The sequence below is a fragment of the Asticcacaulis sp. MM231 genome (genome assembly GCF_964186625.1).
Classification (GTDB): Bacteria; Pseudomonadota; Alphaproteobacteria; order Caulobacterales; family Caulobacteraceae; genus Asticcacaulis.
On sequence record NZ_OZ075108.1, the window covers coordinates 2,542,733 to 2,567,500 of the forward strand.

A 24,768-nucleotide genomic window follows, 5' to 3' on the forward strand; every position below is an offset into this window, starting at 1 on the left:
AAAAAGGGGAGCAAATTTCAAACTGAGACACTACCAACTGCCGGCGTCGATAGACGAAAGGTTGGCTGCGTAGTAGGTTATGGCGACGGCAGAACCTGGACAATAAACCTGGGCGGCGGGCGAAGCTAATAATATGCTTTTTAGCGGCGCCTTGAAAGTACCGCAGATTCAGTCGCGGTTCAGAGACTTGGACATAGCTTGCCGCAAACTCCTGACGCTGTTTCGCTGTTCTTCCGACCAATCGGCAGGCATGGAGTTATCTTTCCTTTGCCGAGCAAATTGAAAAACTGCCTCAAGTGCATCGGCTAGGTCGCGAGGGGCCGTGCCTTCTTTGAATAATACGTGTAGACGTTGCGAGCAGGCTCGAATTTGATATGTCCATTTACTCTTGTCTTCCTCGGACTTCGGGATCGCGGTTACGATAGATAGGAGCTCAGCAAAAATCTTGTACCTCTCAGAAACCAGCCACCTCTTTTGCTCGCGCCTGTTGGTAAGCCAAGCGCCACCAAAAACGGTTACAAGTTGCCCAGCTAATCCTCCGGCCAGCAGTGCCGGAAAAATATTACTCCAAAAAAAAGCCATGGCCGCTCTCCTTGCTTAGCACGGCTTGACCTTTAGACTAGGACGGCCCGCATTTCAAAGCGATCTTGCGACCAGACGCTAATCATCGAGAATATGATACAATTGGAAACTCCATGCCGCGAGAAGGCTCAAAGTAATCGGCACCGTTAGGTGGCGGTTAAGGTCCGTAACACAACGGCTCGGCGTGTGAAGCGTGCAGGCGTCGTTGAGCTTTAGATTATCGACCTATAAACTATGACTCGACATAACGGAAAAAAAGTCCGTAATTCTTCTTCGGGTTGAACAACGAATGAAATCAGCACAAGCAATTTCGGAACTGACGTGAGCCAGAAATCAAATTTTCTAAACGCGCCATCAACGTTAGCGTGGCTTGCGCAGTTTGATCAGGAGGACCAGGAGCTTGCTGGGCGGCTGCTAAAATCAATTAAGCTAGTTTCGCGCAACGCCTTCATAAGCCGGCTTCGTTCCCTCATACTAGAGCGGCTGGGAAATGGTAATCAGCCAGTCGGGTTGTACGTCGAAAGAGAAATCGAACTAATCGACAAATCTCCGGTGAAACTTTTCGCCGAAAGTGACGGGCCGCCTTTCCGGGCACATGGCCCAGGCCCGTCCCCAATCTTTCCCATTAGAGGCGCGGACGTTGGGAGCGAAGGCATAGTTACCCAGTTAATCTCTGAACTGTGCAGATTAAACCCAGATAGGTTTTATAATCACCCAGGTCCTGACATCATTCGCAAGTTTAAGATCAGACGCTTGATGCTCGTCACCGATTTTATCGGAAGTGGACATCGCGCTAAAACATACTTGGAGGCAGCTTGGAAGGTCGGCAGCGTCAAAAGTTGGTGGTCAGCAAGGCGCACAAAAGGGCTGACATTTGAAGTTGTCGCCTATTCCGCCACACCTGAAGGTCAACAAATTGTCCAAGCCCATCCAAGCGGGCCGGTCGTGAGCATAGTTTCTGCCTGTCCGACCATTGCAACCAAATTTGGTCGAACTAACGCCTTAAGAATTAAAAAGTTGTGCGTCAAAATGGACCCCGTGCGGCCGGATTGGAATGCCTCTATGGGGTATGCTGGCGGTGGCGCACTGATAGCATTTGCTCATGGCATTCCGAATAACGCTCCACGCTTATTATACAAGCGAGGAAAGCCCTCGAAGGGCTGGATACCACTATTCCCTCAGCGAATTACCTCTGAAACACGCGAGCAATGGGATGATGATGACAGTAACGTTGACGCGATCAGGTTGCAGCTGGAAAACATGCGGCAACTACGGCTTTCTGCTGGCGACTGGCTGACGACTGCGAGTCCAGAAGCACGGGTTATATTTACGGTCATGGCGGCGCTGAGCACCCCACCTCGGAATGATGAGCATTTGTCGCGAAAGACGGGGTTAGCCATTGCCGAGGTTCAAAGTGCCATAAGTTCGGCATTGGCAAATGGATGGATTGATGGCGCCAGACATTTGACAGATACGGGCTATGGCGAGCTAAATCGAGCCAGGCAGAGTTCTACAACGAAACAAATCTCTTTCCTTGTCCAAGAACATCTGTACCATCCAAGGTCGTTGAGGGCGCCGATTGGAACGTCTAGTTGATGCTGGCCTACGTGTCAGCACCGATGGGGGAGTTTAGGCAAACCCATCTGCGGAGCGCAGATTCTGCGTCTCTAAGATTTAGCGTCCGCTTTGAAGCTAAGGCCTGTCGCGCAGTAATCCGCCCAAGAGGGCGGCCACGGCGAGGTCTGGTTTTCCTGCGCGACATGTCTCACCTCTGGGTGTCGAAGTAGATGTCTAGGTGGCGCTCTCAACTTTATAAGTCGGAAGGTCTGAAAAAGGGCATTGATCCGTCAATTTTAGACAACGCTATTGTCACTGCGGAAATTACGCTTGGTTCAAATCCGAACCTTCCACCGATACTGACGCTTCGACATTTAGCCCATTTAACTGGAATCGATTACGGTTTTCTTAGGCACGTAATTTCTCGGGCAAATGAGAACCCATATCGGGTGTTCCGCATAGGTAAGCGGCCAGCCTACAATGGCGAATTAAGGTTCAGAACAATCGCCATTCCTGATCCTCGGTTGATGGTGGTTCAACGATGGATCAACAGGCAAATTTTACAGCAGTTGACAGTGCATGATGCGAGTGTCGCCTATTCGTCCGGGGACAGGTTAGTGGACGCCGCCAAAATACATTGCGGTTGCAACTGGCTAATTAAACTGGATGTGCGCAATTTTTTTGAATCGATAAATGAAATCGCCGTTTACAATGTCTTTCTTCAGGCGGGGTATCAGCCGCTAATCTCGTTCGAGTTGACACGGCTTTGTACAAGGTTGGGCGGCGTTTCGCCGTTAAGATCTACAAAGCGTTGGACGCGCAACTTGGACGCGCCGGCTATAATTACCTCGTACATCAATGGTCGCATGGGACACTTGCCTCAAGGCGCCCCAACGAGTCCTATGCTAGCAAATCTGGCCGTGAAAAAGTTTGATCGAGTTGTTACGGCCATCGCCAAACGTATCGGCGTCACTTACACCCGATACGCTGATGACCTAACTTTTTCCACTAAGGACCGGGCATTCACTGGTACACAAAGCCGAAAGCTTATTGGCGAAGTTTATGCGGCTTTAGGAGCTTTTGGATTGTCGCCGAACATCACAAAAGCACAGGTTTCTCCACCAGGAGGTCGCAAAGTTGTGCTTGGCCTAATTGTCAGCGGCGATACGCCCAAATTAAAACGTGATTTCAAAAGCAATATGCGCCGACACCTACATTATCTAAGCGACCCACTTTACGGCCCTGCAAGTCATGCACGCGAGCGTGAATTCACATCCATCGTAGGCATGAGAAACCATATCCAAGGGCTCATTACGTTTGCCAATCAAATTGAGCCTGACTACGGCGCCGCCTGCCAATTGGCATTCGATAAGGTGATCTGGCCCTTTTAGGCAGGCTAACCCTACACTGTCCTTTCGTGACGACATCACTGTTGATTACAGTGCAGATTGAGCGGTAGGTTGGCCGCTCTTCCCTCAGCTTTGAGTTGGGATAACCTTCACGGTGCACCTCTGAGCCTGACCGGTCTTTGTTGCAGCCTGCCGGCATCGGGCCAAAACTTCGGCATTGTCCGTACCTAGTTGCACATTAAACGTAATTGCTTTCCAACTGTTCGGATCGGTGGCGCGCATTATAGCGGCACCGGCATCCCAGCGAGATTTGCCCATTATGGCGGCCGCGACATGGCTGTCAGCGTCGAATGGCAAAAGTCGGGGTAGGAACAGCAATAGCAGTGCTCCGACGACCATTCCGGCGCCACCGGCGATCGCCACATACCGTCGGTAAATGTGCCGGTCGTTGATATTCCTCGTAATGCGTTCGAGCGAGGCCGCCGCATAGTCGAAACGCTGTGCCTTCTGGTCGAACGCCTGGGCCGATGTTTTCACAAGCTCGGTGCCTGCGCGCTCGAAGGCATTGATCCCCTGCTTCAAAGCTGGCGAGGCTTCCAGTGCCTCCAGCCGCTTGGCGACGACGACACCCAACTGCTTCAATTGCGCCAGGTCCGCCGCGAAGTCAGGCTTGGCCTGCAAAGCCTCGATCTGGTCGAACAAGGCCTCGACGCCTTTACGTATCGTCTTTAGCTCAGCCGTCGTCGCGGTGTTGCGCCTGTCAATGGACTTGCGCAGCGCCTCAAACGCCTTGGTTGCCTCGTCCGCTTCCTCTTCGCTACCTGTCGGTGCCCTATTGTCTGCCATGCTCCCCTCCTACAGTCCTAATCCCCGATCACGGTGGCGGTCTCGCTGGATCGATCGTTCCAGCTCACGACTGATGCTGTCCTGACCACCTGCCTTGCCCAGCCCCAGTTCCTGACGTCGATTGCGCAACAATGACTCCGCCTGAGGATCGCGGGCTATCTCTTTGGCGGCGTCACACATGGCCTTCTCCACGGGCGCGCGGGCCTCGTCATGCTGCCAGCCCTGCAAGCTCTGCTGGCGAGCACTTAGTGATTTCCACCGACCCACAAAGCGCTCGGCCCGCACGTGCGGGTCTGCGAGCGCCTGGCGCTCCTGCGACATGCCGGTGATCATGGTCTGCGTTCGCGCCTCGCCCGACAAATCCATCATGGCCTGCCGCATGGCCGGATTATGCCGCAGGGCCGACTCCATGGCCCCGGCCGCACCCGGCTGCGCCCGGTCAAGTGAACGCTGGGCTTCGTTCAGAGCCTGCTTCTGGCCTTCCAGGATCGGCAGGCCGTCCCGCTGCATTCTGGCGGCATCGCTATAGGCGCGGGCATATCGGTCCGTCGCCTTCTCCAACGGTGACGCGCCGTGTCTGCCGGGTCGATCGTCAATGGCATCCCTGCTGCGGTCGTTGTCACGCTCCGGCGCGTTCGCCTTCAGCTTCAGGCCCGCGAACATGCTGCGCTTCTTCGCCGGCTGGGCTGGCCCGTTTGATCTATCGCGGTCAGCGTCCCTGTCGCGCGCGTGCCCCGATGGCTGGCGCTCGACCGGATAGACAATATCGCTATCGATGCCGCGTCGCCGAGCAAAGGCCTCGGTGGCCCTGACCTGCTGACCGGTGTCACGACGGCGGCCGTCGCGATCTACATAGTCCAGAACCGTCTCCTTGGCGCCTGAGCGGCCTAGCCGGGACTTCAGAGCCTCCATGTCGGCGAACTGGTCCTCACCGGCGTAGAGCGTTGCCGCATCCTTATGCCGGGTCATGGCGACATAGGTCATGTGCCGGTCCATTGTCTCCGATGCCAGCACATAGGATCGGTCTACGGTTGCCCCTTGCGTCTTATGTATGGTGGTGGCGTAGCCGTGATCGAACGTCTTGTAGTCTGTAGCGTCTATTGCGACGGCCCGGTCACTGCCATCAAGGCGCGTTAGGAGGCGGCCGTGCCAAGCGTGCCGTTCTTCACATCCATGTCGCGATTGTTCTGTAGGAAGACGATGCGATCGCCGGCCGTAAACTGGCGCTCGCCGTTCTCAGTCGTGTAGGCAAGCTCATGGCCTTGCAAATAGCCCCTGCCCTTCAGTTCCTCGCGGATGCTTTCATTGAGGGCGTGAACATCAACGCGACGATGCGCCATGGCCGCTCTGGTGCCATCCGGCCGGGCTTCCACATCATCGACATAGTCACGCACCAACCCCGCGCGGGCTGCGTCCTGGTCGGCCTTCAGATGGACGTGGCCACGCTGCTCATAGGCCGACAGCCCCTCCTCCGTCCGCTCGGTGGCGAAGGCGCGTGAGGCCTCCTTCTGCCAGTCCTGGCGCTGGCGGCGTATATCCTCGACAGAGGCGTAACCAACCTCTTCGGCAATGGCCCTGAAGGGCGCCCCCGCGCCGATCGCCTGAAGCTGCTCATGGTCGCCAACCAGCACCAGCTTGGCGCCCGTGCGTTCGGCCTCCGAGACAAACCTGGCGAGCTGACGAGATCCCACCATGCCGGCCTCATCAATGACCATGACATCGCGCGGTCCGAGCTGGGCAGTGCCCATTTTCCATCGCATCTCCCATGACGCCAGGGTACGTCCTTCGATGCCGGCGCTCTCCTCCAGACCGGCGACGGCCTTGCCCGCCAGCGCCGCCCCGTGGACAGTGTACCCGCCTGCCTCCCAGGCGTCCTTGGCGGCTGCCAGCAGGGTGCTCTTGCCAGCGCCGGCAAAGCCTACAACGACGGACACTTGTGCGTCGCCGGTGATATGCCGGACGGCGTCACGTTGCTCGTCACTCATCCCAACACCTTGCAGCAGGCGCGCGCGCTGATCGGCGGCCAGGTCATCCGGCAAGCCGGCAGCGATGCCGCGCCGTATCGCCTCATCCTGGCCGTTAATGGCACGAGCGACATGGCTATCACGGACGCTGTGCTTTGAGCGTCCGGACATGGCCGACACATCCCGCGCCATGCCGGTTTCCAGTTCGACCATTTCCCGTGTCGAATAACGCACGCCGTCAGCCCCGTCAGCAATACGCACCAATTCGTCGGAAGCCATGACCTTCGAGTAAAGCGCCTGATACTCAGACGGATCGTCATTGATGTAGCGATGCAGGGTGCGAGCCACATCGCGCCGGTCGAACACGCTCTTTTCGCCGGTGATCAACGTCAGCACCTGGTCCGGGTTCTCGCGGATCAGCTCGGCATTGCGCGCCCTTGCCTCCTCGGCCAGCCGTTCGCGCTCGACTTCCTTGCCCTGCCGGTCCATCTGGGTGGCATGAACCCCGACGTGCTGGGTCGGTTCGATCTCCAGGCCCCGGTCCTGGTGCGAGCGGTGATCGATGCGAATGTCATGACCGGCGCGGGCCAAGTGAAGATTAGCCGTTTCTTCCCACTCGACACGCAAGGCCTTTAGCTGCTCGTCGGTCGTCGGCAGTTCGCGCGCCTTCAGCCATTTGTTTTCGCGTTCAAGGTCGGTCTTCTCGCCAAGCCCCTCCTCTGTCACCTGACGGGTGGTGAACAGGATGTGGGCATGATGATTACGGATATCCATATCCTGATCGGGTGTGTGCAAAGCGAAGTCCACCGCCACGCCATAACGATCGGAAAGAGATTGCGAGAACTCCCGCACCAGTTCCAGTCTCTGTTCCCCCGTCAGCTCATGCGGTAAGGCGACTTCGATTTCGCGGGCGACACGGGCATCCTTGCGTTTCTCGGCAAACTCAGCGGCATTCCACAGGGTCTCCCGATCGCGCGCCCATTCGGCGGTGCTGCCTTCCGGCAGGACGATCTCCGAATGCTCGATACCGCCCTTGCGGGTGTAGTCATGCGTCACGCCATCGCGCTCATTGGTCAGGCGGATACCGGAGCGATAGGCGGCCGCGCCCACGGCCGAGCGGCCCGATGCACGGGAGACGGTTTTCATGCTCAGATGATAAATCGCCATTGACCTATCCCTTCGCCGGCCCCTGCCGGCGCGCATCTGAGTTGCACAGCAACTCGTAAGTGCGCCCTTCAAAATCTCCGCTACGCTACGATTGCTCAGGTGTGCTGCACGTTTGTCAGGCACGAGATACACAACACATACGGTCTCAGAGTACCATAAAAGCACTTGCAATCAAGAGTTGAGTTTGGCAAAATAAAGCATCGTGGAGTTGTTACAGGGGTGGTACAATGGCGCGTAAATCCATCGAAGAACGGCTGGCCCAACTGGATGCTCAGCGCAAGACCTTGCAGGCCAGGCTGACCAAGGACGAGCGAGCCAGAGACACCCGCCGCAAGGTGCTGCTGGGTGCATTGGTTCTTCACCGCATTGAAGACGGCAACGCAGCCAGTGCCGACTACCTGCGCGACTTCATCAAACGCGAGCTACCGGGGTTTCTTACACGCGAGACGGACAAGGCTTTGTTTGATGATCTGATCGGCTCGGAAAAGCCTGCCAAATAGAGGGCATACCTGCGCCGATAACATTGGGCAGTGGCGGCCTGTAGTGGCGGAATTTTGCATTGAACAAACACACAAAAGAACGCCTGGCTCAGCCCCCGTCCTTTGGCAGCACGACTCCCGCGCCCTCGACAGCAATGACAGCCGATTGTCATATTAAGAGCGGCATATGTGTCGTCCGCGTCTGACACCAGACGAGACGCACAATCCGCGCCAGGATTTCCAATTTCTGTTCCCTGATTGCTCAAAGGCCGAGGGGCGCCAGGAAGCTTCGTTTTTGCGATTGCGCGGAGTTCAAAGGGATGTTTGATCCGGCATAAGATGGTCGGCGTGATGGATGAAAAAAGGCCTCGCCGATGACCGACGAGGCCTGACGTTTGGCTCAGCTCCCCGAGGGGCGGCTCCAGATCAGATGAAAGACGTCGGGCGCATCACTGGCAACAAGGCTGGCATAGACCGGATGCGGAAACGTCGGATCATCCAACTTGACGGAAAGGTATTCACGACGGCTGTCGCGTCCAGTTCGCTTCCAGCCCGCGCCGACCTCAACATCTCCAGCCATCAGGCGAAAGTCCGGGCTGTTTTCTGACGGGGCCTCGGTTGCCACGATGTGGATGTCGACATCCAGTTTGAGCGTATTGATCTTACCTGTGAAGTTTTGGCCCGAAGCCGTAAAGGTGCCGATGATAGCCATGAAAGCGTTCCTTATCTGAAATCGGATCGCGCCAATCGCGACCTCGATGCCGCGCCCATGGACGTGAGACCGGACCTCCTGCACCCCGTGAGGGCTGAAACGCAGTGGAGGACGCCGGGCGCAAGCCCGGCGTTGCCGGATGGTCCGGCTTATGTCCAAAGTTGCATGAATGAGGTCGCTTCAGGCGCCTTCTGCTTCAGAGGGAACCTTGCAGGTATTGCGGACCGAGTTCCGGGCGAACTATACCGGTAGGACACTGCGGGAATCTTCATGTCGCCAGACGCCCTGGACCATCTTCCGGACATCAAACGCCGCGAGCTTGAGCACGTGGTGAAGGTGTTGTTTGACGCCTTTGGAGATGCCACAAAGACGAAGCAGTCTGATAAGCGCAAGGCCGGCCGCATCCTCAAGGTGATCCTGTTCGGGTCCTATGCGCGCGGCGACTGGATTGAAGACCGGCTTTCAGGCTATCGATCTGATTATGACATCCTGATCGTGGTCAGTAGCCATGAGCTCACCGATCTGCAGGAATACTGGTCGGTGGCGGACGACACCTTCGTGCGCGAATACACCCTGACGCACGAGCTGAAGACCCCCGTTAGTTTTATCGTGCACAGCCTTCAGGATGTGAATGACCAACTGGCCAAAGGGCGGCCATTCTTTAGTGACATTGCCCGCGATGGCATCATGTTGTTCGAGGCGGAGGGGCATCCGCTGGCGAAGGCAAAGCCTTTGTCGCCAGAGGAGATCAAGGCTGAGGCGAAGGGCTATTACGAACAGTGGATGCCGAAGGCAGAGAGCGCGATCAAAGGCGTCGGCTTTTATCTCTCTGAACATGAGCTTAAGGACGCAGCATTCTTGTTGCACCAGGCCACTGAGCGCCTATACCATTGTACCCTTCTGACCTTTACTCTCTATAGCCCGAAATCGCACCGGCTCAGCTTTCTGCGATCGCAAGCTGAAGGCTTAGATGAACGGCTCCGGGACGTATGGCCAGATGACAGTAAATTCGCGCGGCGCTGTTTCGCGAAGTTACAACGCGCCTATGTCGAGGCGCGTTATTCAGCGGAATATGAAATCACAGCCGAAGAGCTGACCTGGCTGCAAGAGCGGGTTGGCCTGCTGACGGAGAAGACAAAGCAAATTTGCGAAGCCCACATCGCGCCATAATTTCTACCTTCCGTCCATATCGCCGGATACGCATCTGTGGCGCGCCTTCGAAATCAAAATGACTCGATTGGACAAGTCAGAAGCCAATCTTCACACCCACATCCGGTTTAAGCAGGCTTTCTTGGCGAAGGCACTCAAGTATCGCCGGCGCATTTTGCGGTGGCAAGTAACGCAATTGGCGCGCCACCACGGCAAAATCTCCCGGAGTCAGGTTCCGTAAGCCTTCAATTGCTTTCGGTGCTGTCATGCCGAAAAATTCCTCAAAGGCGCGCACCAGACGTTCTGGCCCCAGTGGCGCAAGATCCAGCTTAAAGACGAACCGCCGCAAGCTGGCCGGATCAAGGCGATGTCGATAGTTTGTTGCGGCAATAACCGGAAACGGGTGGCGGTCTAGCCAGGTCAGCATCTCGTTGACCTGACCGACTTCCCACGTCGTGCGGGAATTTGTCCGGTCAAATAGCAAGGAATTTGCCTCATCGAACAGCAAAACGCCCTCCTGCCGGCGCGCGTCCTCGAAAGCACCGGCAATATTTTGTTCGGTTTCGCCAACCCATTTTGATAAAAGGTCGGATGCCCGACGGACGAGCAGCGGCCGGTCGAGAATACGCGCTAAATGGTGCGCCAGGGCAGTCTTCCCTGTTCCAGGCGGTCCGGTCAGGAGCAAGGACACATCGGCCATGCCCAGGTCACGGATAGATCCGAAAAGGGCATCAAGGGGTCGATCGGTCTCATAGAGCTGAAGGTCGAGCGCGCCAAACCCCTCCGGCGGCAACTCTCCGCCACGTAATGCTCGCACCAGAGATGTTGCTGCGCGCGCGCCGCAGTCAGCCTCTCCCGCCAGCCGCGCTGCCCGCGTCGCGACACGCAGCACGCTTGCTGTTTCCGGCGCCTGATCGATAAGCTTGCCGATGGCATCACTTGGCTCACCCGTTTCATCATTTATGATGCGCTTAAGAATGCGATGGGCGACGCGCCGTGGCGGCAGGTCGAGTTTGAGCACGAAGCTCATCCGCCGCAGAATGGCATCGTCAACATTGCCAATGGCATTCGTCACCCAGATGACAGGCGCTGCATTGGTTTCCAGAAGACGATTGACGAATACCTTGCTGCCTTCCCGCTTCGAGAACCAATCACCGTCGGAGCGTTGTGCCCCGCCGATCAAATCCTCCATCTCGTCGAACAGGAGAATGGCGCCACTGCGATCCCCCAGCACGCGCTGCGCCAGCAGAAGCGCCAGGACGCGGTCATTCCGCGTTGGCTCCTCGCCGTCTTCATCTGCCTCTCCGATCCCATGCAACGCGCAGCCAGCGGCGGCGGCCAGAGACCGTGCCAATTCTGTCTTGCCTGTTCCCGCGGGTCCATAGATAAGGATGTTGACGCCATGTGCTTGCTCGCGCACCGCCCCCTCCAGGAGACGCACAAGGAAGCTAACATCTTGAACGTGGGCAAAATCCGCGAGTTCCAGGTTCGCTACCTGACGACGGCCTGCCAGGGCTTCCGCCAAACGATCGGGAGCGGGTTCACGATCAAGAATACGCGATAACGGCCAGCGAATTTCCACGGGATTATCGTGACGTGACCTAATGCCAAAAGTCATCAGGCCAAGCTTCAGAACGTCGCTGCGACGAACGTGCGGCCCAGCCTCCAAAGGATCTGCACCAGCAATTTCGCCTAGAACGGACGGTAAGTCTCGAATTTGCTCGGCGACGATGTTGAGGAGATCGGCAACTCTTGGAAGACGATCACACGCAATCATCAGGGTGAGCAGACGCGCATCAAATGCCGCTAATTGCAGCAAGCGTCCCAGTTCATCCGCCAAGTCGAGGACTTGCGGGCGTTGATCTTCTGCCTCTAAGGGACTTTGCAAACCAGCCAGAAAATGTGCCCAATCAGGCTTTTCGTTCGCAGGCCATGCCCCCGCGAAAAGCCAGGCAGCATTGTCATTAGCCCAAGCCATCAATCGATCGGCAATCGTTGAGCTTGGCACGATGTCGCGCGCAATCCGGAGCGCTATGCTGCGGACAATAAAATGTTCGTTCATTGTTTTTTTTCGTCAATCTGGCGGACGCGCGTTCAAAAGCGCATCTCGCGATGTTCCATCTATCTATTCAGGAACCAGGGTGCGGTCCGGGCGTTCCCGCCCCGCCGCAGCGCCGAAGGGCGCTTAGACGAAAGGCAGGATCGCGGCGGGCTTAAGGCCCCGGCTGTTCTTCGATCCCAACAATCCATACTCTCCATTTGGCCGCACATGACGCAGCAGAGTTAGCGCTATAGTTAAACTTGAAACGATATGCAAGTCAGCAGAGAGGTATACCTGCCGACCGTGGCAACCGCGCCACAGGGGCAACGCAGATAGGCCTCCAGGGCGCTTTCTGTACTGCTCGGCCTTATCTCGGACGTTCGGCTCCTTTGAGCCTAAAGTCAAAGATCTGAGCGTTTGATGGGTTAGTAGCCCGGCAAGTTGCACAGCCGAACTACTTTATCGCCTCGTATTAAAACGGCTACGCAGGCTATCTGCTCTGGAAAATTGTGGCGGCATTGTCACATATTCTACCGCCATCGCAAACCTTGTTGCTTTGTGCCGCTCAATCTCTTATGAGGCGCTACAGCCAGTCCCGGCATTGTCCCTGAATCAGGAAAGGAGAAAATCATGCGAGCAATGTTCCTCAATCTCGAAACCGATTTCCCAATCCAAAATATTCAGGAACAAATTGCATGGGCAATTTCCAATCAGGCGCAAAAGCACGCCTGATCTCCATTGGCAGCACATTGAGCGCTGCCTGTCTCACTACTTCCGACTTCTCACATACTTGCGGCGCCCCGCTCTCCTTCTCAAAGGAGGCTCGCCATGCGTTCTGATATGTTCAAGGTGATCGTCGAGCGGCCGCGCTGGGGCGCCGGTCATGCTTCTTCCCCCAAACTAAAAAGGACTAAAGACTACAACATAAAACACATCGGACATAAGCGTCATGCCTGTGAAAGCACCCGGTACACCAAATCGTTCAACGAGAACCTGGCACCGCTGGTGCGCTTTCTGCGCAGCCGTCGTGGCAAATCCTGGGACAGCGTGTTCAGCGAAATTTGCACCACCCTCGACACCGGGAGCACGGTGAAGATGCACGTGCGTCAACACATCGAGGATTTCGTTCTCACGCGGATTTCGATCGGACGAAGCGGTGAGTGGCTGTTCAAAGGCGAGGTTTTGAGCGCTCACGGACGTTGGTGCAGGCAGCGCGAATTCTTCGTAGATCCGGAGGACGGCGTCCTGAAGGACCACGCCTTGCTGATCGCGAGATTGCCAGCGGCAAATCTTGCCTTGATGGGAGGTCGCGCATGAACAGATGTTGTGAACTTACCCTGATCGGGCGTGACCCGGTGCGTTTCGACCCCGTTGCTCTTGATCAACTGGACGCCACCGCACGCCTGGAAGGCATGGGCCGGGTCGTCGGACTTCCCGACCTTCATGCGGGAAACGGCATCGCCGTGGGCGCGGCCTTCTGGTCACCTGATCGGATCTGGCCCCACCTGGTCGGGAGCGATATCGGCTGTGGTATGGCCTTGTGGGAAACCAGCCTGGCGGTCCGCAAGTTCCGCGTTGGCCGGGTGGAACGCAAACTTCATGGGCTCGACGATCCCTGGGATGGAGCGGTTGAAGACGCGTTGGTTTCTGCTGGCCTGCCCAGTCACCTGGCCAGCCCTGGAACTCGGCACAATCGGCGGAGGCAACCACTTCGTCGAGTTTCAGAGAGTCGAGGAAATCGTCGCGCCACAACGGTTCGACGCGCTCAATCTTACCGATGATCGCGTCTGGATGATGGTCCATAGCGGTTCGCGCGGCTTGGGCCAGGCGATCCTTCAGGAGCAAATGGCACTCACCGGCAAGCTGGGCCTTCTCGCGACGCGCCCGGAAGCGAAGGCTTACCTATTACGGCATGATCAGGCCGTGGCATGGGCGGTCGTGAACCGGAAGATCATCGCTGAACAATTCCTAAACGCTATCGGCCTGTCTGGTGGCTGCTTACTGGATATCGTCCATAACAGCGTGACCGAACATCGCACGGGTTGGCTGCACCGCAAGGGCGCCGCACCTGCGGATCGCGGGCTTGTCGTGATCCCGGGATCGAGAGGTGACTTCAGCTATCTGGCTGAGCCAGTGCTGGATCGTGGCGAAGACGCGCTCTTCTCATTGGCCCATGGTGCTGGGCGTAAATGGAGCCGCAATGACGCCCACGCGCGCCTTTCCCGGATATACACGGTGGCCGACTTGCAGCGGACGAAGCTGTCAAGCCATGTGATTTGCGAGGACCGCCGTCTCATCTACGAAGAAGCGCCGGAAGCCTATAAGGATATCGCCGGGGTTATCGGTGATCTTGAGGCAGCCGGCCTTATCCGGGTGATCGCTCGGCTCCGACCACTTCTAAGCTACAAGACGAGGGCATCATGACTGAATTCATTCTGCATTTAACTTCAGGCAAAGGACCTGACGAGTGCCGTTGGGTGGTGGAGCGATTGGCACAAGCTTTCACACGCGAGGGCGTACAACAGGGCCTGTCATGCGAACTCCTAGAAGAACACGATGCGCTCCCGGCCTCGCTGCTCTTCAGGGTTAGCGGCGACAACGCACATTCCTTTGCCCAAGAACGGATTGGCACCATCCTGTGGGTTGGCGACAGCCCGTTTCGCCCTGGCCACAGGCGTCGCAACTGGTTCGCGGGTGTCGCGCCGGCGCCATCACCTGAGACTGTGCCCGACTTGCGAGATGAAGATATTGACTTTCAGACCATGAGGGCAAGTGGACCGGGCGGACAGCATGTCAATAAAACTGACAGTGCCGTGCGTGCGACACACCGGCCGACTGGTTTGGTTTCAACTGCGCAGGAGCAGCGATCTCAGCATGCAAATCGTAAACTAGCGAAGCTCAAACTGGCAATAATGCTTGAAGAGCGCCGCACCGGAGCACTTAAGGATGCTCAGGTTGAGCAGTGGGCGTCACATCAAAACTTGGAACGCGGAAACCCGGTGCGGACTTATATGGGACCGCTTTTCAAGCTTAAGTCTGTTAAATAATGTCAGCGGTCGCGGGGCGGATACCTGCCTTGCGACCGTTTCTAATTGGTGCGGTGCAAAGCGGAAGGGTCGCCTAGCACCCTATGCGGACATCGCTGGATTTAGCTAGGTCGATGCCTAAAAGCGGACGTTCGAGGGGTAAGTTGTATTATGGGAAGGGTGCGCTACAGAAAGCGCGCGATAGGAAGCGCAATGATCTGAGTATGACGTGGAAAGCTGCTCTAGCGATGGTGGCCCGCCCACCGGCGTCGGCGCTCAAAAGCCACGGTCGTGAGCCTTGGGGCTAGATGTGCGGGATAATGCGCCACTAATGTCGCGAACGTTGATCATGTATCGCTTCGTCTGCTAACATTGGCCATGGAAACTTCAAGCCACTTTAGACGAATAAAAACCGAGCGCCTTGAACCTGGCGATATTATTCTTACAACGTCGTCTGATGAGGTAAGCGAGCGGGTTAGAGAAGTCACGAATGGGACGGTTTCTCACGCCATGATATGCGTACAAAACTCCTCCATCATAAACTCGACGGACGGTGGAGTGCAGGCAAGCAATTTACAACGGGAACTTTACGGGCCTCGCGACGCAGTTATTGTCCTGAGGCTGCGAAAAATGCTCACTGACGTGGAATTAGCGGCCGTCGTAACTTTCGCCAGGTCAGAAGTGGGAACCAGATATTCCAAACGAGAAGCGTTCAGGGTGGTGGTTCCTGGGCCAAAGCCTAGAACAAGACAACAATTTTGTTCGCGTTTCGTCGCACGCGCATTTCAACAGGTTGGGGTCATCCTCGCAGAAGATCCCGACTACTGCACGCCAGACGAACTTAGACAAAGCCCTTTACTAATTGAAATTAGCGACATTACGGAGGAAGTCTCAGAGGCAGAAAGGCTTGCCTGGGCCTCAAGGCCAAATCCAATTCTTGCAACTCAAATCGCCACCAACAAGGTACTCGACTTTGCGCGGACCTTAGACGCCGATATCGAGAGTTTCAGCGACCTCGATCAAGCTGTCCAGCTACATCCGGAGTGGGACGACGACATAGCCAAAGTGTTTCGGGAGTCCGGCTACCTCGATCTCTGGAAGATAGATTTCGAGGTCAACCCCTGGCACTATTCTCTCGATGAAATGGCAAAGATGAATCGACCGGACCGCATGGAGGATCTGCGCGGTTACGCAATCGACACAATTAAGGAATTTCATTCGGGCAATTGGCGCTATGCGTGCAACGTCCTTCACTACGAGGCGATGCACAAGGCGAACGGCAGAACGACGGATGCGCAGCTTCTCGCACTTTACAAGCTTTTGACGCGCAACGACGAAAAGCGACGGAACGTTGCGTTGAGCTGGTTGAAGCAGTTTTATCCACAAGAAGTCAAAAAGAATATTGAGCGAGTTGAACCTCATACTGACATATGGTTTTCAATTGTCGACCGTGTTGAACCTCGCCTTGCCGCCATAGCCCGCACGTCAATAAGCTGTACAGGTTCAGTTTATATTTGTTCTAGCTGCGGAGACGATCCCACGAACGACTATTTCTTGTTGAATGCAGCGGAAGCAATGCCAGGTGTTCCAATGCTCAGACTTTGCGACGACTGCGTAGCAATTAGACGTAACTACGGAGAGAAACTAGAGAGCATCTAACTACGGCTTGTCATCAAAATGTCCGTAATGGGATATTCGAAATGACAACCTTCGCGTCCGCGCCTTCAATTCGCAAACCGCTAAGAAGCTTAACGAACGCGCATTTGATTGTAAAAGCGTCTTCACTAGGGCCGATTATAATTCGATGAAGCAATTCTCCTAAATCCGCGCCTACCAATCCGCTTTCCTCGCGATTTTCCAGGGGGATCTTGTGAACTTCTTGAGGTACGCCGGCAACAATTTCTATGCATTCTTCGATAGCTGGCGAAACTTCAACAGTGGGCGAATAAATAACTCTCCACTCTCGCTCTTCCCTAAATCCGGGATGTTTTGTGCACAAAAGTGAATACTTGAGCCAGTTTAAAATAACGGAAACGAGATATTCTCGTGGAATTTCACTAAAGAAAGCTCCATTGGCTGTGACGCGCTCTACAATTTGCTTATAATTTTCGCTGAATTGCTCCTCTGTGAAGTAAGATACAGGACTTGAGTTTGCTTTAAGTCTCTCCGTTGCTTCAGCGAATGGGTGATGATTAATTACGAGAGCCACTCCATTTTTTGGCGCGTATGCACGCCACATAGAGAGCCGACCATAAACATCCTCTCCTTCGTCATGCTCCGACATCGAAGTCAAATAGGTGTGGTTCTTCAGATGCGGCAAATACAGATTGAACTTAGCACTCAATTCTTCGGTAACACCGGCCTGAATACTGTTGAGAAACGCTCCTAGCTTTCCTCCGATTTCTTCCTGCTGAAACAATGGAGATAGGCACTGTTCGCCATAAATGATTTCCGAAAAATCATTCATCGTGACGGCATTGCGCATCCAGACTTTTTTTGATTGTATAATTCGAAACGCTGTCTCTGCCGATGTATAGTGCGCGAACTTACCGTGGTTCTGAAAAAAATTTTCAGTACGTTCCAGATTTTCTGGCATAAATATCTGGGCAATGAAACGCTCTTCGTCCGACAGTTCAATCAAAATTTAAGCCCTTTTAAAAACTTGCTGGTCAACGTCAGAGATCCTATTCGCGAATTCCGTCGGCGAACGTAGCATATTAATTAACATCCAAAAATGATCGCGGATTGTTAATTTGCCGGACCTTGTCCATCGCACCCACGCCTCCCTGGGCGGCAGCTTCCTGGCGTGCGCGTTGCGATCTCCCACCGGCCCTTGACATTCAAACAGAACAATGAGAACAAATGCAGAACGCGCGCCATTAATCAGGGCATGCATGGGCTAACGCCTTAAGCATTCCTTTAGCGTTTCACCTACACAATCAGGTGGCAAAAGTTAACAATTCATTTACTGTACATCTATGGCTAGAAGCGACCACATTGTATCCCTTGTCCGCGCCGGTGTGGCCGGCGACAAGACAACTTTGCGCTCTACGGTTGAGGCCATGATGGCAGAAGAACGCGCGCGTTCGCACCACTCCGTCGCCGACAGATTGGAAAAAGCGCTGCACGCGGTAGCTGTGACCCCGCCGCCCCTCATCACCTCGCGTGGGCCAGGGAGTGATGGCAAAGACCTCATTCTGGAGAGCAATCCGCAGGTTCAGCTTGATCAGCTTCTACTCACATTGCCCGCCCGTCGGGAAGCCGACCAGATCATCGAAGAGCATATTCGCGCCGATGTACTCAGGGCGAATGGCTATGAACCTCGCCACCGCATTCTGTTATCCGGGCCTCCGGGCAACGGAAAAACCTCTTATGCGGAAGCGATCGCTGAGGCCTTGGCCTTGCCTTTCCTGGTGGTGCGTTACGACGCTTTGATTGGAAGCTACCTGGGCGAAACCAATACGCGGCTTCGCAAACTGTTCGACTATGTGCGAACCCGCCCCTGTGTGCTGTTTTTCGATGAGTTTGACTCGATCGGAAAAGAGCGTGGTGACGAGCATGAAACGGGGGAAATCAAGCGCGTTGTCTCGTTCTTGTTATTGCAGATTGATCAATTGCCAAGCTACGTTGTGACGATTGCCGCGACGAACCATGCGGAGCTGCTCGACCGGGCGGTTTGGCGCCGCTTCCAGTCCAAAATCGCGTTTCCGCAACCAACCAGAACGGAAGTCGCCGCGTTTATGGAACGCATATTCTTATCTTGGCCCCAGGCCCCTAAGATGAAGCCGTCGACACTTTCGAATAAACTTCAAGCGTCGTCTTATGCTGAAGCACGTGACTTTTGCCAAAACGTGCGCCGCCGTAATATACTCGGCTTAGGCGAGGCTGATATTGATTCGTCAATCAACGCCGAATTAGAGCTATGGGGAGCACGGGTAATACCCGATCGTGTTGATGGCAATAGATCCAACCAAACCACTCCTTCGACTGGACGTGGGCGAGCAACAACAAAGACACCTCGGAAACGCGGATAAGCGAGCACGGCCGCCAGGGTTTACGCCACAAGTTCAGCACGGCCGGCTAGGCCCTAAGTTTGATCGACTGCGACAAGTCTTGGAACGCGAAGATGGCGCCATGGTGCTGCGCGCCGATCCGGAGTCGCTGGCGCCGGAACGCTTGATGGTGTTCGAAGTGAAAAGCGATATCGCCGCTTTTGCCAAAGCCGTGCAGAAAGTGACAGGGTTAGACCTGGTTGACGAGGATGAAATCGAGGTCAGCGAAGGTCAAAGCGCTCACCTTTATCTCATGGTCCCAGACCTAGCCGCCCTAAAAAATATCGAGTTCGATGTGGCGTCGTTGGCTTCGTGGTGAGCCGATGGAACGCGGCTTTACACCTTGGCGTGACGTATTCGCTCACCTGGCCGATATTCGGCTATGGGGCCCCCGAGATCGCCTCGGCGAATTCCATCAGAGCGTTCTTGTAGATGAAATTGAATACCTTCAAGACCACGATCTTGTCACGCTTGAGATCGAACTGGTCTTTCGTCATGGATCGATAGCGTCTGATGACAATGAAAACACAATCCGTGCCTTCACCGCCGCCCAAGGTGGGCGGGTCTTGCACCGGTCACGGATTGCCGACATCCATTACCACGCGCTTTTGGTAGCCCTGCCGGTTTCCGAGATACGCCGGATCATCGAATTGTCACATGACAGCATCGTAGGTTCTGAAGCCGTCATGCACATCTGCCCGCAAAGCCTGGCGAGCCGCATTCACACAAACGAGGAAGAAACTGGCGGGCCTGCTGCCCCAGTCCCCACTGGCGCGCCAATCCTAGCCCTATTAGATGGGGTTCCCGTTGCAGGTCACCCAGACCTGATCGGTCGTCTTGACGTCGACGACGCGTTTAGCCTGGAGCCAGGGGCGCAGGTCGCCGCTCGCGTCCATGGCACAGCTATGGCTTCACTCATCACACGCGGCGACCTGAACGTCACCGAAACACCATTGCCCCGCCGCATCCATGTCGTTCCTGTGCTCGGGGACAACGATCAATTCCCGTCAGACCGTCTCGTGGTCGATATGATCTATGTTGCCATTGCTCGGATGTTGGAAGGCGATGAGCCGACTGCCCCATACATAACCATCGTCAATCTCTCACTTGGGAATGCGCGCACTCTGTTTGATCGTAAAATGTCGGCTTGGGCTCGGTTACTCGACCGATTGGCGACGAAGCATGGTTTGCTTTTCATCGTGAGCGCCGGCAACCACGGCGGCCCATTCCGCGTACCAGGGATAAATAACTGGCTGGACTTCGAGCGGGCGGACCATATCGGCCGCTCGAAGTCCACGCTGTCGGGTGTGGACGCACGAATGGGCCATCGCCGGCTTATGTCACCGGCGGAGTCAATCAATAGCCTGACCATCGGCGCTTCGAACGACGATAACGTTCCTGCGACAGACCGGCGGCTGACGACTAATCTAAATCCCTATCCACTCTTGCAAATGGCGAACCCATCGAGTGCACTTGGGCCGGGTTTTGCAAACAGCATTAAACCGGACCTTCTCTTTCCTGGTGGCAAAGAACACGTGTCTATGGTGCAATCGGGCACAGAGCTTCACGTGCGCGTCGCTCAACCAGCCAGAGCTCACGGTCTAAAGGTGGCAGGACCACCCCGCGGCGGTGCCGAGAACGTTCGTACCCATTCCGGAAATACAAGCGGCGCGACCGCCCTGGCGTCGAGGACGTGCCACCGTATCCACGACGCACTCGAAGCCGCTTACGGTAATGAGTTTTTGAGCCTGTCTAAGCACAAGAGATCGGTCCTTTTAAAGGCACTCTTGGTGCATACAGCGGTCTGGCCCGAAACGACAGCGACTTTCATGCGTGCGCTCCTGGGGCCAGACGATCCCAATCAGACCTACCGTCAGCGCGAAAATATTAAACGACACATAGGTTATGGGTTTGCCGATCCGGACCTTGCCATCTCATGCGCCGCTGACAGGGCAACTTTCTGGGCCGTAGGCGAATTAAAAAGTGAAAAAGGCGTAGAAATTTCGGTCCCGATACCGGCTTGTATCGGCGCGCAACTAATGCCGCATTCTATACAAGCCACCTTGGCATGGTTGACCCCCGTTTCGTCTGGCAGAAAGGCGTACCGGAACATTCGTTTGCGTATAGAGGAACCGGACAGCATGTCCTCCCTCGGCGTAACCACGGCAAAGAGTCAACCGGAAACCTTCCAAGCGTGGCGAGGAACCGTGTATTCTAAAACTTGGGAGGGCAGTAACGCCGCGATTGTCACACCAGATCACTTTTTAAGATTTTGGGTCCAACGGCAGCCGGATCTGACCAATGACAATAAAGATGAGGCGGTACAATTTGCCGTTGCGGTGACGGTTGCGATGCCAGGGCAGATGCAAATCTACGAACAGGTGCGCCAGCGTATTGCACAATTACCAGCTATTCGACCCAGATGAACGACCGCTTTTATATCGCAGGGAAAGGTCACCTTCGACCACTATGGGCCAACTCCGGAAGAGACAGCTATAGAGAGGGGGCCGTTCGGCCTCGTTTGCCTGATCGGCGTTCGCCGGGCAAACCCAGCCCGGTGCCGGTCTGGTGGGTTCAGCGCGGAGACGGTGCCGTCTTGTAAGAACGCACTTCATTCATCGGTGTGCAGGTCTGGCGCCTGCACCTCACCTTTGCGCCGTGGCCGGCGTCGGTTGATGGCAGAGGTGTCGAGCGTGTTCTTGATGTGGGCGGCATAGTATTTCTCGATCATCTCAACGGAGGTGCGACAGTTCTTGGCGATCTGATAGATGTCCGCGCCTTCCATCAGACGCAAACAGATATAGGTGTGACGTAAGGAATAGGCCGTGCGCAACTGGCCATCGCGGTCTTCCTTCAGGCCGTTGCGCTCCAACAGGTTGTTGAATAGCTTGATATGGTTGCCAGGGAAAACCGGATCTTTCGGTTCGGGATATCCGATGATTGGCATGATAATATCCCCTGCCCGCTTTTGTTTGGCCGATAGCTTGATACGAGGGGTGGGCTTCGCCCGCTTTAAAAGCCGTTCATAGACAACGACGGCGCCCGGCATCGATTTACAGTAACCGACGCCGATCTTGCCGCGCACCTCGATCTCCAGGATGCGCTGGCCGGTGTCTTCGTCCTTCACAATGGCAATGTCACGGTGCTGGAGGTTCTTCGCCTCATCCGGCCGTAAGCCGGTGTTGCCCATGAACAGGACGAAGTCATGCACCTGCTCGGCATTCCAGCGATGGCGCTCGTGCACGGTTTTCGCGTAGTCACGCGTTGCCGTGTACAGCGCCTTGTACTCGACGGGACTGAACCACGGCCGATGACTGATCTTGCCGCGTGTGCCATAGGGCGGTGACAGGTCTGGCAGATGGGTTAGCCAAGCATGGCGCTGGGCTGTTTTCAGTACCTGACGCAGGGTGACGATCTCGTCATGGATCGTGCTGCGCGATGGCGGCTTTGCCGCCTTCTCGTCTTCACCTTCTCTGCTCGGCCGTGGCTTGCGCCCGGTCTGGCCGGCGCGGTGAACACGATAGGCCTGCACCTTGCCTGCCGTGACCTCGGAGATACCCAGATTCCCGAAGAACGGCTTCAGATGGAGTCGCAAACGATGCTTGTGCCCCTCGACCCAGCGCGGACTGCGTTGCCCCTCGGTGATGGTCTCGTATTCCAGCTCGAACTGGTCGGCGACCTTGGCGAAGGTGATTTCCTTCTTCTTGATCAGGCCAACACGCGACAAGCCGCGCAGGTTCAGATACCAGTCCTCGGCCGCGATGCGCGCCAGGGCGAGGTCGTCTTCCTTGGTGCTCGATCGATGCTGCACGCCATCAATGCTGGCCGAACAATGCCAGGTCTTATTGGTGCGGCGGTAGAGCTGCACCTTGCCGCTTAAAATCTCGTGGTTTGCCATCGTCATTCCCCTAGAAAAACGTGTCAGGGAGCATGTTACCACCTAAGCGGTAATATGGCAAATTTTGTGCTAGGTTGGTGTTAGACGATTTCGGGCTTAAGACGCAAAAAAGCCTCCCGAAGGAGGCCTTTAATGCTTTGTAATCGCTGTATTTTTGGTTGCGGGGGCCAGATTTGAACTGACGACCTTCAGGTTATGAGCCTGACGAGCTACCGGGCTGCTCCACCCCGCGTCACCAACATCACTTTCAGGTTTTCCTCGGGCTTAGCCCTTGGGTACTTTGAAGCGGATCCATATGTAAGAAACACAAACGACCGCCAAGCGAATGGCCTGACGGTCGAGTGTGTATTTGTAATGAAGGGCTGTGCTTTTCAGCACTATAAACCTCTGTAATCTGTAGACCTGGCGACGACCTACTCTCCCGTGACTTAAGACAAAGTACCATCGGCCCAGGAAGGCTTAACGACCGAGTTCGGAATGGGATCGGGTGGGGACCTTCCGGCATAGCCACCAGGTCAACAGATTACAGGGGTTTTGAGAAGACATTGCGTGCGCTTTTAGCGCTAAACGTGCTTGCCCGGCTGATTAAGGCGGCAAGCAGGTATGACATTAATTTCAGTGTATGTTGATGTTGTTCCATAAATTTGATTGAGGAACGATCAAGCCTATCGGATTATTAGTACTGGTTAGCTTCACTCCTCACGGAGCTTCCACACCCAGCCTATCAACGTGGTGGTCTACCACGATCCTCAGCGAGACCTTGTTTTGAGGCTAGTTTCCCGCTTAGATGCTTTCAGCGGTTATCTATTCCATACTTAGCTACCCTGCTGCGCGGCTGGCGCCACGACAGGTCCACCAGAGGTATGTCCATCCCGGTCCTCTCGTACTAGGGACAGATCCTCTCAAGTCTCGTACACCCACGGCAGATAGGGACCAAACTGTCTCACGACGTTCTGAACCCAGCTCACGTACCACTTTAAATGGCGAACAGCCATACCCTTGGGACCTGCTCCAGCCCCAGGATGTGATGAGCCGACATCGAGGTGCCAAACTTTGCCGTCGATATGGACTCTTGGGCAAAATCAGCCTGTTATCCCTAGAGTACCTTTTATCCGTTGAGCGATGGCCCTTCCACGCAGGACCACCGGATCACTATGGCCGACTTTCGTCTCTGCTCGACTTGTCAGTCTCGCAGTCAGGCGGGCTTATGCCATTGCACTCGTCGAACGATTTCCGACCGTTCTGAGCCCACCATCGCGCGCCTCCGTTACACTTTGGGAGGCGACCGCCCCAGTCAAACTACCCACCACGCCATGTCCCGGATCCGGATAACGGATCTCGGTTAGACGTCAACAGCAATAAGGGTGGTATTTCAAGGATGGCTCCACGAGAACTGGCGCCCTCGCTTCATAGCCTCCCACCTATCCTACACATGTTGCTGCTAACGCCAAGGCGAAGCTATAGTAAAGGTTCATAGGGTCTTTCCGTCTGACCGCGGGAACCCCGCATCTTCACGGGGAATTCAATTTCGCTGAGCCTATGCTGGAGACAGTGGGGAAGTCGTTACGCCATTCGTGCAGGTCGGAACTTACCCGACAAGGAATTTCGCTACCTTAGGACCGTTATAGTTACGGCCGCCGTTTACCGGGGCTTCAATTCGCAGCTTGCACCACTCCTTTTAACCTTCCGGCACCGGGCAGGCGTCAGACCCTATACGTCGCTTTACAGCTTCGCAGAGCCCTGTGTTTTTGATAAACAGTCGCTACCCCCTAGCCTGTGCCACTTACATCTGGTTGCCCAAATACAAGTCACGCTTATCCCGAAGTTACGCGTGTAATTTGCCGAGTTCCTTCAGCATAGTTCTCTCAAGCGCCTTGGTATACTCTACCTGACCACCTGTGTCGGTTTCGGGTACAGTCTCTGTATGAGTTATTTCCAGGGACAAG

19 protein-coding genes, 1 tRNA gene, 2 rRNA genes and 2 pseudogenes (1 of these 24 running past the window's edge) are annotated in these 24,768 nt (G+C 55.5%); 12 read left to right on the forward strand and 12 right to left on the reverse strand.

What is annotated here, in order from left to right; all coding sequences use genetic code 11:
* Nucleotides 1-168 precede the first annotated feature (168 nt).
* Nucleotides 169-582 carry a hypothetical protein gene (locus ABQ278_RS12495; RefSeq protein WP_349319894.1) on the reverse strand — a complete coding sequence of 138 codons (414 nt, stop codon included), beginning with the start codon at nucleotides 580-582 and terminating at the stop codon, nucleotides 169-171.
* A gap of 753 nt (nucleotides 583-1,335) precedes the next feature.
* On the opposite strand from ABQ278_RS12495, the gene ABQ278_RS12500 reads away from it, so the two are divergent.
* Complete coding sequence (locus tag ABQ278_RS12500) at nucleotides 1,336-2,178, forward strand: hypothetical protein (protein WP_349319895.1); 843 nt, start codon at nucleotides 1,336-1,338, stop codon at nucleotides 2,176-2,178.
* Between the two features lie 191 nt (nucleotides 2,179-2,369).
* A complete protein-coding gene (locus ABQ278_RS12505; protein ID WP_349319896.1) occupies nucleotides 2,370-3,530 on the forward strand; it encodes a reverse transcriptase family protein in 1,161 nt (386 codons plus the stop codon).
* A gap of 84 nt (nucleotides 3,531-3,614) precedes the next feature.
* Here the strand turns inward: ABQ278_RS12505 and ABQ278_RS12510 are convergent, their stop codons facing one another.
* The 4 genes and pseudogenes from ABQ278_RS12510 to traA all read right to left on the reverse strand — a co-directional run bounded on the left by ABQ278_RS12510 (nucleotide 3,615) and on the right by traA (nucleotide 7,465).
* Entirely contained in the window at nucleotides 3,615-4,334 is a 720-nt protein-coding gene (locus ABQ278_RS12510; protein WP_349319897.1) for a DUF6118 family protein, read from the reverse strand.
* Nucleotides 4,335-4,343: 9 nt separating this feature from the next.
* Nucleotides 4,344-5,318, reverse strand: coding sequence for a hypothetical protein (locus ABQ278_RS12515; protein WP_349319898.1), 975 nt, complete (start codon nucleotides 5,316-5,318; stop codon nucleotides 4,344-4,346).
* Nucleotides 5,319-5,330: 12 nt separating this feature from the next.
* Nucleotides 5,331-5,435 (reverse strand): annotated as a pseudogene (locus tag ABQ278_RS12520) (hypothetical protein); the annotation flags it as partial.
* 32 nt (nucleotides 5,436-5,467) lie between these two features.
* Nucleotides 5,468-7,465 (reverse strand): Ti-type conjugative transfer relaxase TraA, encoded by a 1,998-nt coding sequence (gene traA, locus ABQ278_RS12525; RefSeq protein WP_349319899.1) that lies wholly within the window; start codon nucleotides 7,463-7,465, stop codon nucleotides 5,468-5,470.
* Between the two features lie 227 nt (nucleotides 7,466-7,692).
* Between traA and ABQ278_RS12530 the strand changes: the two genes are divergently transcribed.
* Nucleotides 7,693-7,965 carry a mobilization protein gene (locus ABQ278_RS12530; RefSeq protein ID WP_349319900.1) on the forward strand — a complete coding sequence of 91 codons (273 nt, stop codon included), beginning with the start codon at nucleotides 7,693-7,695 and terminating at the stop codon, nucleotides 7,963-7,965.
* 379 nt (nucleotides 7,966-8,344) lie between these two features.
* Here the strand turns inward: ABQ278_RS12530 and ABQ278_RS12535 are convergent, their stop codons facing one another.
* Nucleotides 8,345-8,656, reverse strand: a complete 312-nt coding sequence (locus tag ABQ278_RS12535; protein WP_349319901.1) for a DUF736 domain-containing protein — start codon at nucleotides 8,654-8,656, stop codon at nucleotides 8,345-8,347.
* Nucleotides 8,657-8,926: 270 nt separating this feature from the next.
* On the opposite strand from ABQ278_RS12535, the gene ABQ278_RS12540 reads away from it, so the two are divergent.
* Nucleotides 8,927-9,826 (forward strand): HEPN domain-containing protein, encoded by a 900-nt coding sequence (locus tag ABQ278_RS12540; protein WP_349319902.1) that lies wholly within the window; start codon nucleotides 8,927-8,929, stop codon nucleotides 9,824-9,826.
* Nucleotides 9,827-9,902: 76 nt separating this feature from the next.
* Here ABQ278_RS12540 and ABQ278_RS12545 read toward each other — a convergent pair whose 3' ends face one another.
* Nucleotides 9,903-11,867 (reverse strand): AAA family ATPase, encoded by a 1,965-nt coding sequence (locus ABQ278_RS12545; protein ID WP_349319903.1) that lies wholly within the window; start codon nucleotides 11,865-11,867, stop codon nucleotides 9,903-9,905.
* A gap of 807 nt (nucleotides 11,868-12,674) precedes the next feature.
* On the opposite strand from ABQ278_RS12545, the gene ABQ278_RS12550 reads away from it, so the two are divergent.
* The 5 genes and pseudogenes from ABQ278_RS12550 to ABQ278_RS12570 all read left to right on the forward strand — a co-directional run bounded on the left by ABQ278_RS12550 (nucleotide 12,675) and on the right by ABQ278_RS12570 (nucleotide 16,531).
* The gene (locus ABQ278_RS12550) at nucleotides 12,675-13,163 is read left to right on the forward strand and encodes a hypothetical protein (protein WP_349319904.1); all 489 of its coding nucleotides are present in this window, start codon (nucleotides 12,675-12,677) and stop codon (nucleotides 13,161-13,163) included.
* A 95-nt stretch (nucleotides 13,164-13,258) separates the two neighbouring features.
* Nucleotides 13,259-13,360, forward strand: a pseudogene (locus ABQ278_RS12555) (hypothetical protein); the annotation flags it as partial.
* An 85-nt stretch (nucleotides 13,361-13,445) separates the two neighbouring features.
* Nucleotides 13,446-14,270: an RNA ligase RtcB family protein gene (locus ABQ278_RS12560; RefSeq protein WP_349319905.1), complete on the forward strand. Its 825-nt coding sequence runs from the start codon at nucleotides 13,446-13,448 to the stop codon at nucleotides 14,268-14,270.
* Nucleotides 14,267-14,893: a peptide chain release factor H gene (prfH, locus tag ABQ278_RS12565; RefSeq protein WP_349319906.1), complete on the forward strand. Its 627-nt coding sequence runs from the start codon at nucleotides 14,267-14,269 to the stop codon at nucleotides 14,891-14,893. Before ABQ278_RS12560 ends, prfH begins: the two co-directional genes overlap by 4 nt.
* A gap of 357 nt (nucleotides 14,894-15,250) precedes the next feature.
* Nucleotides 15,251-16,531 (forward strand): YiiX/YebB-like N1pC/P60 family cysteine hydrolase, encoded by a 1,281-nt coding sequence (locus tag ABQ278_RS12570; RefSeq protein ID WP_349319907.1) that lies wholly within the window; start codon nucleotides 15,251-15,253, stop codon nucleotides 16,529-16,531.
* Between the two features lie 13 nt (nucleotides 16,532-16,544).
* Here ABQ278_RS12570 and ABQ278_RS12575 read toward each other — a convergent pair whose 3' ends face one another.
* Nucleotides 16,545-17,513 (reverse strand): DUF2971 domain-containing protein, encoded by a 969-nt coding sequence (locus ABQ278_RS12575; RefSeq protein ID WP_349319908.1) that lies wholly within the window; start codon nucleotides 17,511-17,513, stop codon nucleotides 16,545-16,547.
* Nucleotides 17,514-17,934: 421 nt separating this feature from the next.
* Between ABQ278_RS12575 and ABQ278_RS12580 the strand changes: the two genes are divergently transcribed.
* The 3 genes from ABQ278_RS12580 (at nucleotide 17,935) to ABQ278_RS12590 (ending at nucleotide 21,350) form a co-directional block, all read left to right on the forward strand.
* Complete coding sequence (locus ABQ278_RS12580) at nucleotides 17,935-18,906, forward strand: ATP-binding protein (protein ID WP_349319909.1); 972 nt, start codon at nucleotides 17,935-17,937, stop codon at nucleotides 18,904-18,906.
* 100 nt (nucleotides 18,907-19,006) lie between these two features.
* Entirely contained in the window at nucleotides 19,007-19,243 is a 237-nt protein-coding gene (locus ABQ278_RS12585; RefSeq protein ID WP_349319910.1) for a hypothetical protein, read from the forward strand.
* Nucleotides 19,244-19,247: 4 nt separating this feature from the next.
* The gene (locus ABQ278_RS12590; RefSeq protein ID WP_349319911.1) at nucleotides 19,248-21,350 is read left to right on the forward strand and encodes a S8 family peptidase; all 2,103 of its coding nucleotides are present in this window, start codon (nucleotides 19,248-19,250) and stop codon (nucleotides 21,348-21,350) included.
* A 185-nt stretch (nucleotides 21,351-21,535) separates the two neighbouring features.
* Here the strand turns inward: ABQ278_RS12590 and ABQ278_RS12595 are convergent, their stop codons facing one another.
* The 4 genes from ABQ278_RS12595 to ABQ278_RS12610 form a co-directional block, all read right to left on the reverse strand.
* Complete coding sequence (locus tag ABQ278_RS12595; protein WP_349319912.1) at nucleotides 21,536-22,822, reverse strand: site-specific integrase; 1,287 nt, start codon at nucleotides 22,820-22,822, stop codon at nucleotides 21,536-21,538.
* Nucleotides 22,823-22,977: 155 nt separating this feature from the next.
* Nucleotides 22,978-23,054: transfer RNA gene (locus ABQ278_RS12600), tRNA-Met, on the reverse strand.
* Between the two features lie 168 nt (nucleotides 23,055-23,222).
* Nucleotides 23,223-23,337: ribosomal RNA gene (gene rrf, locus ABQ278_RS12605) — 5S ribosomal RNA — on the reverse strand.
* A 140-nt stretch (nucleotides 23,338-23,477) separates the two neighbouring features.
* A 23S ribosomal RNA gene (locus tag ABQ278_RS12610) occupies nucleotides 23,478-24,768 on the reverse strand; it runs 1,491 nt beyond the window's last position.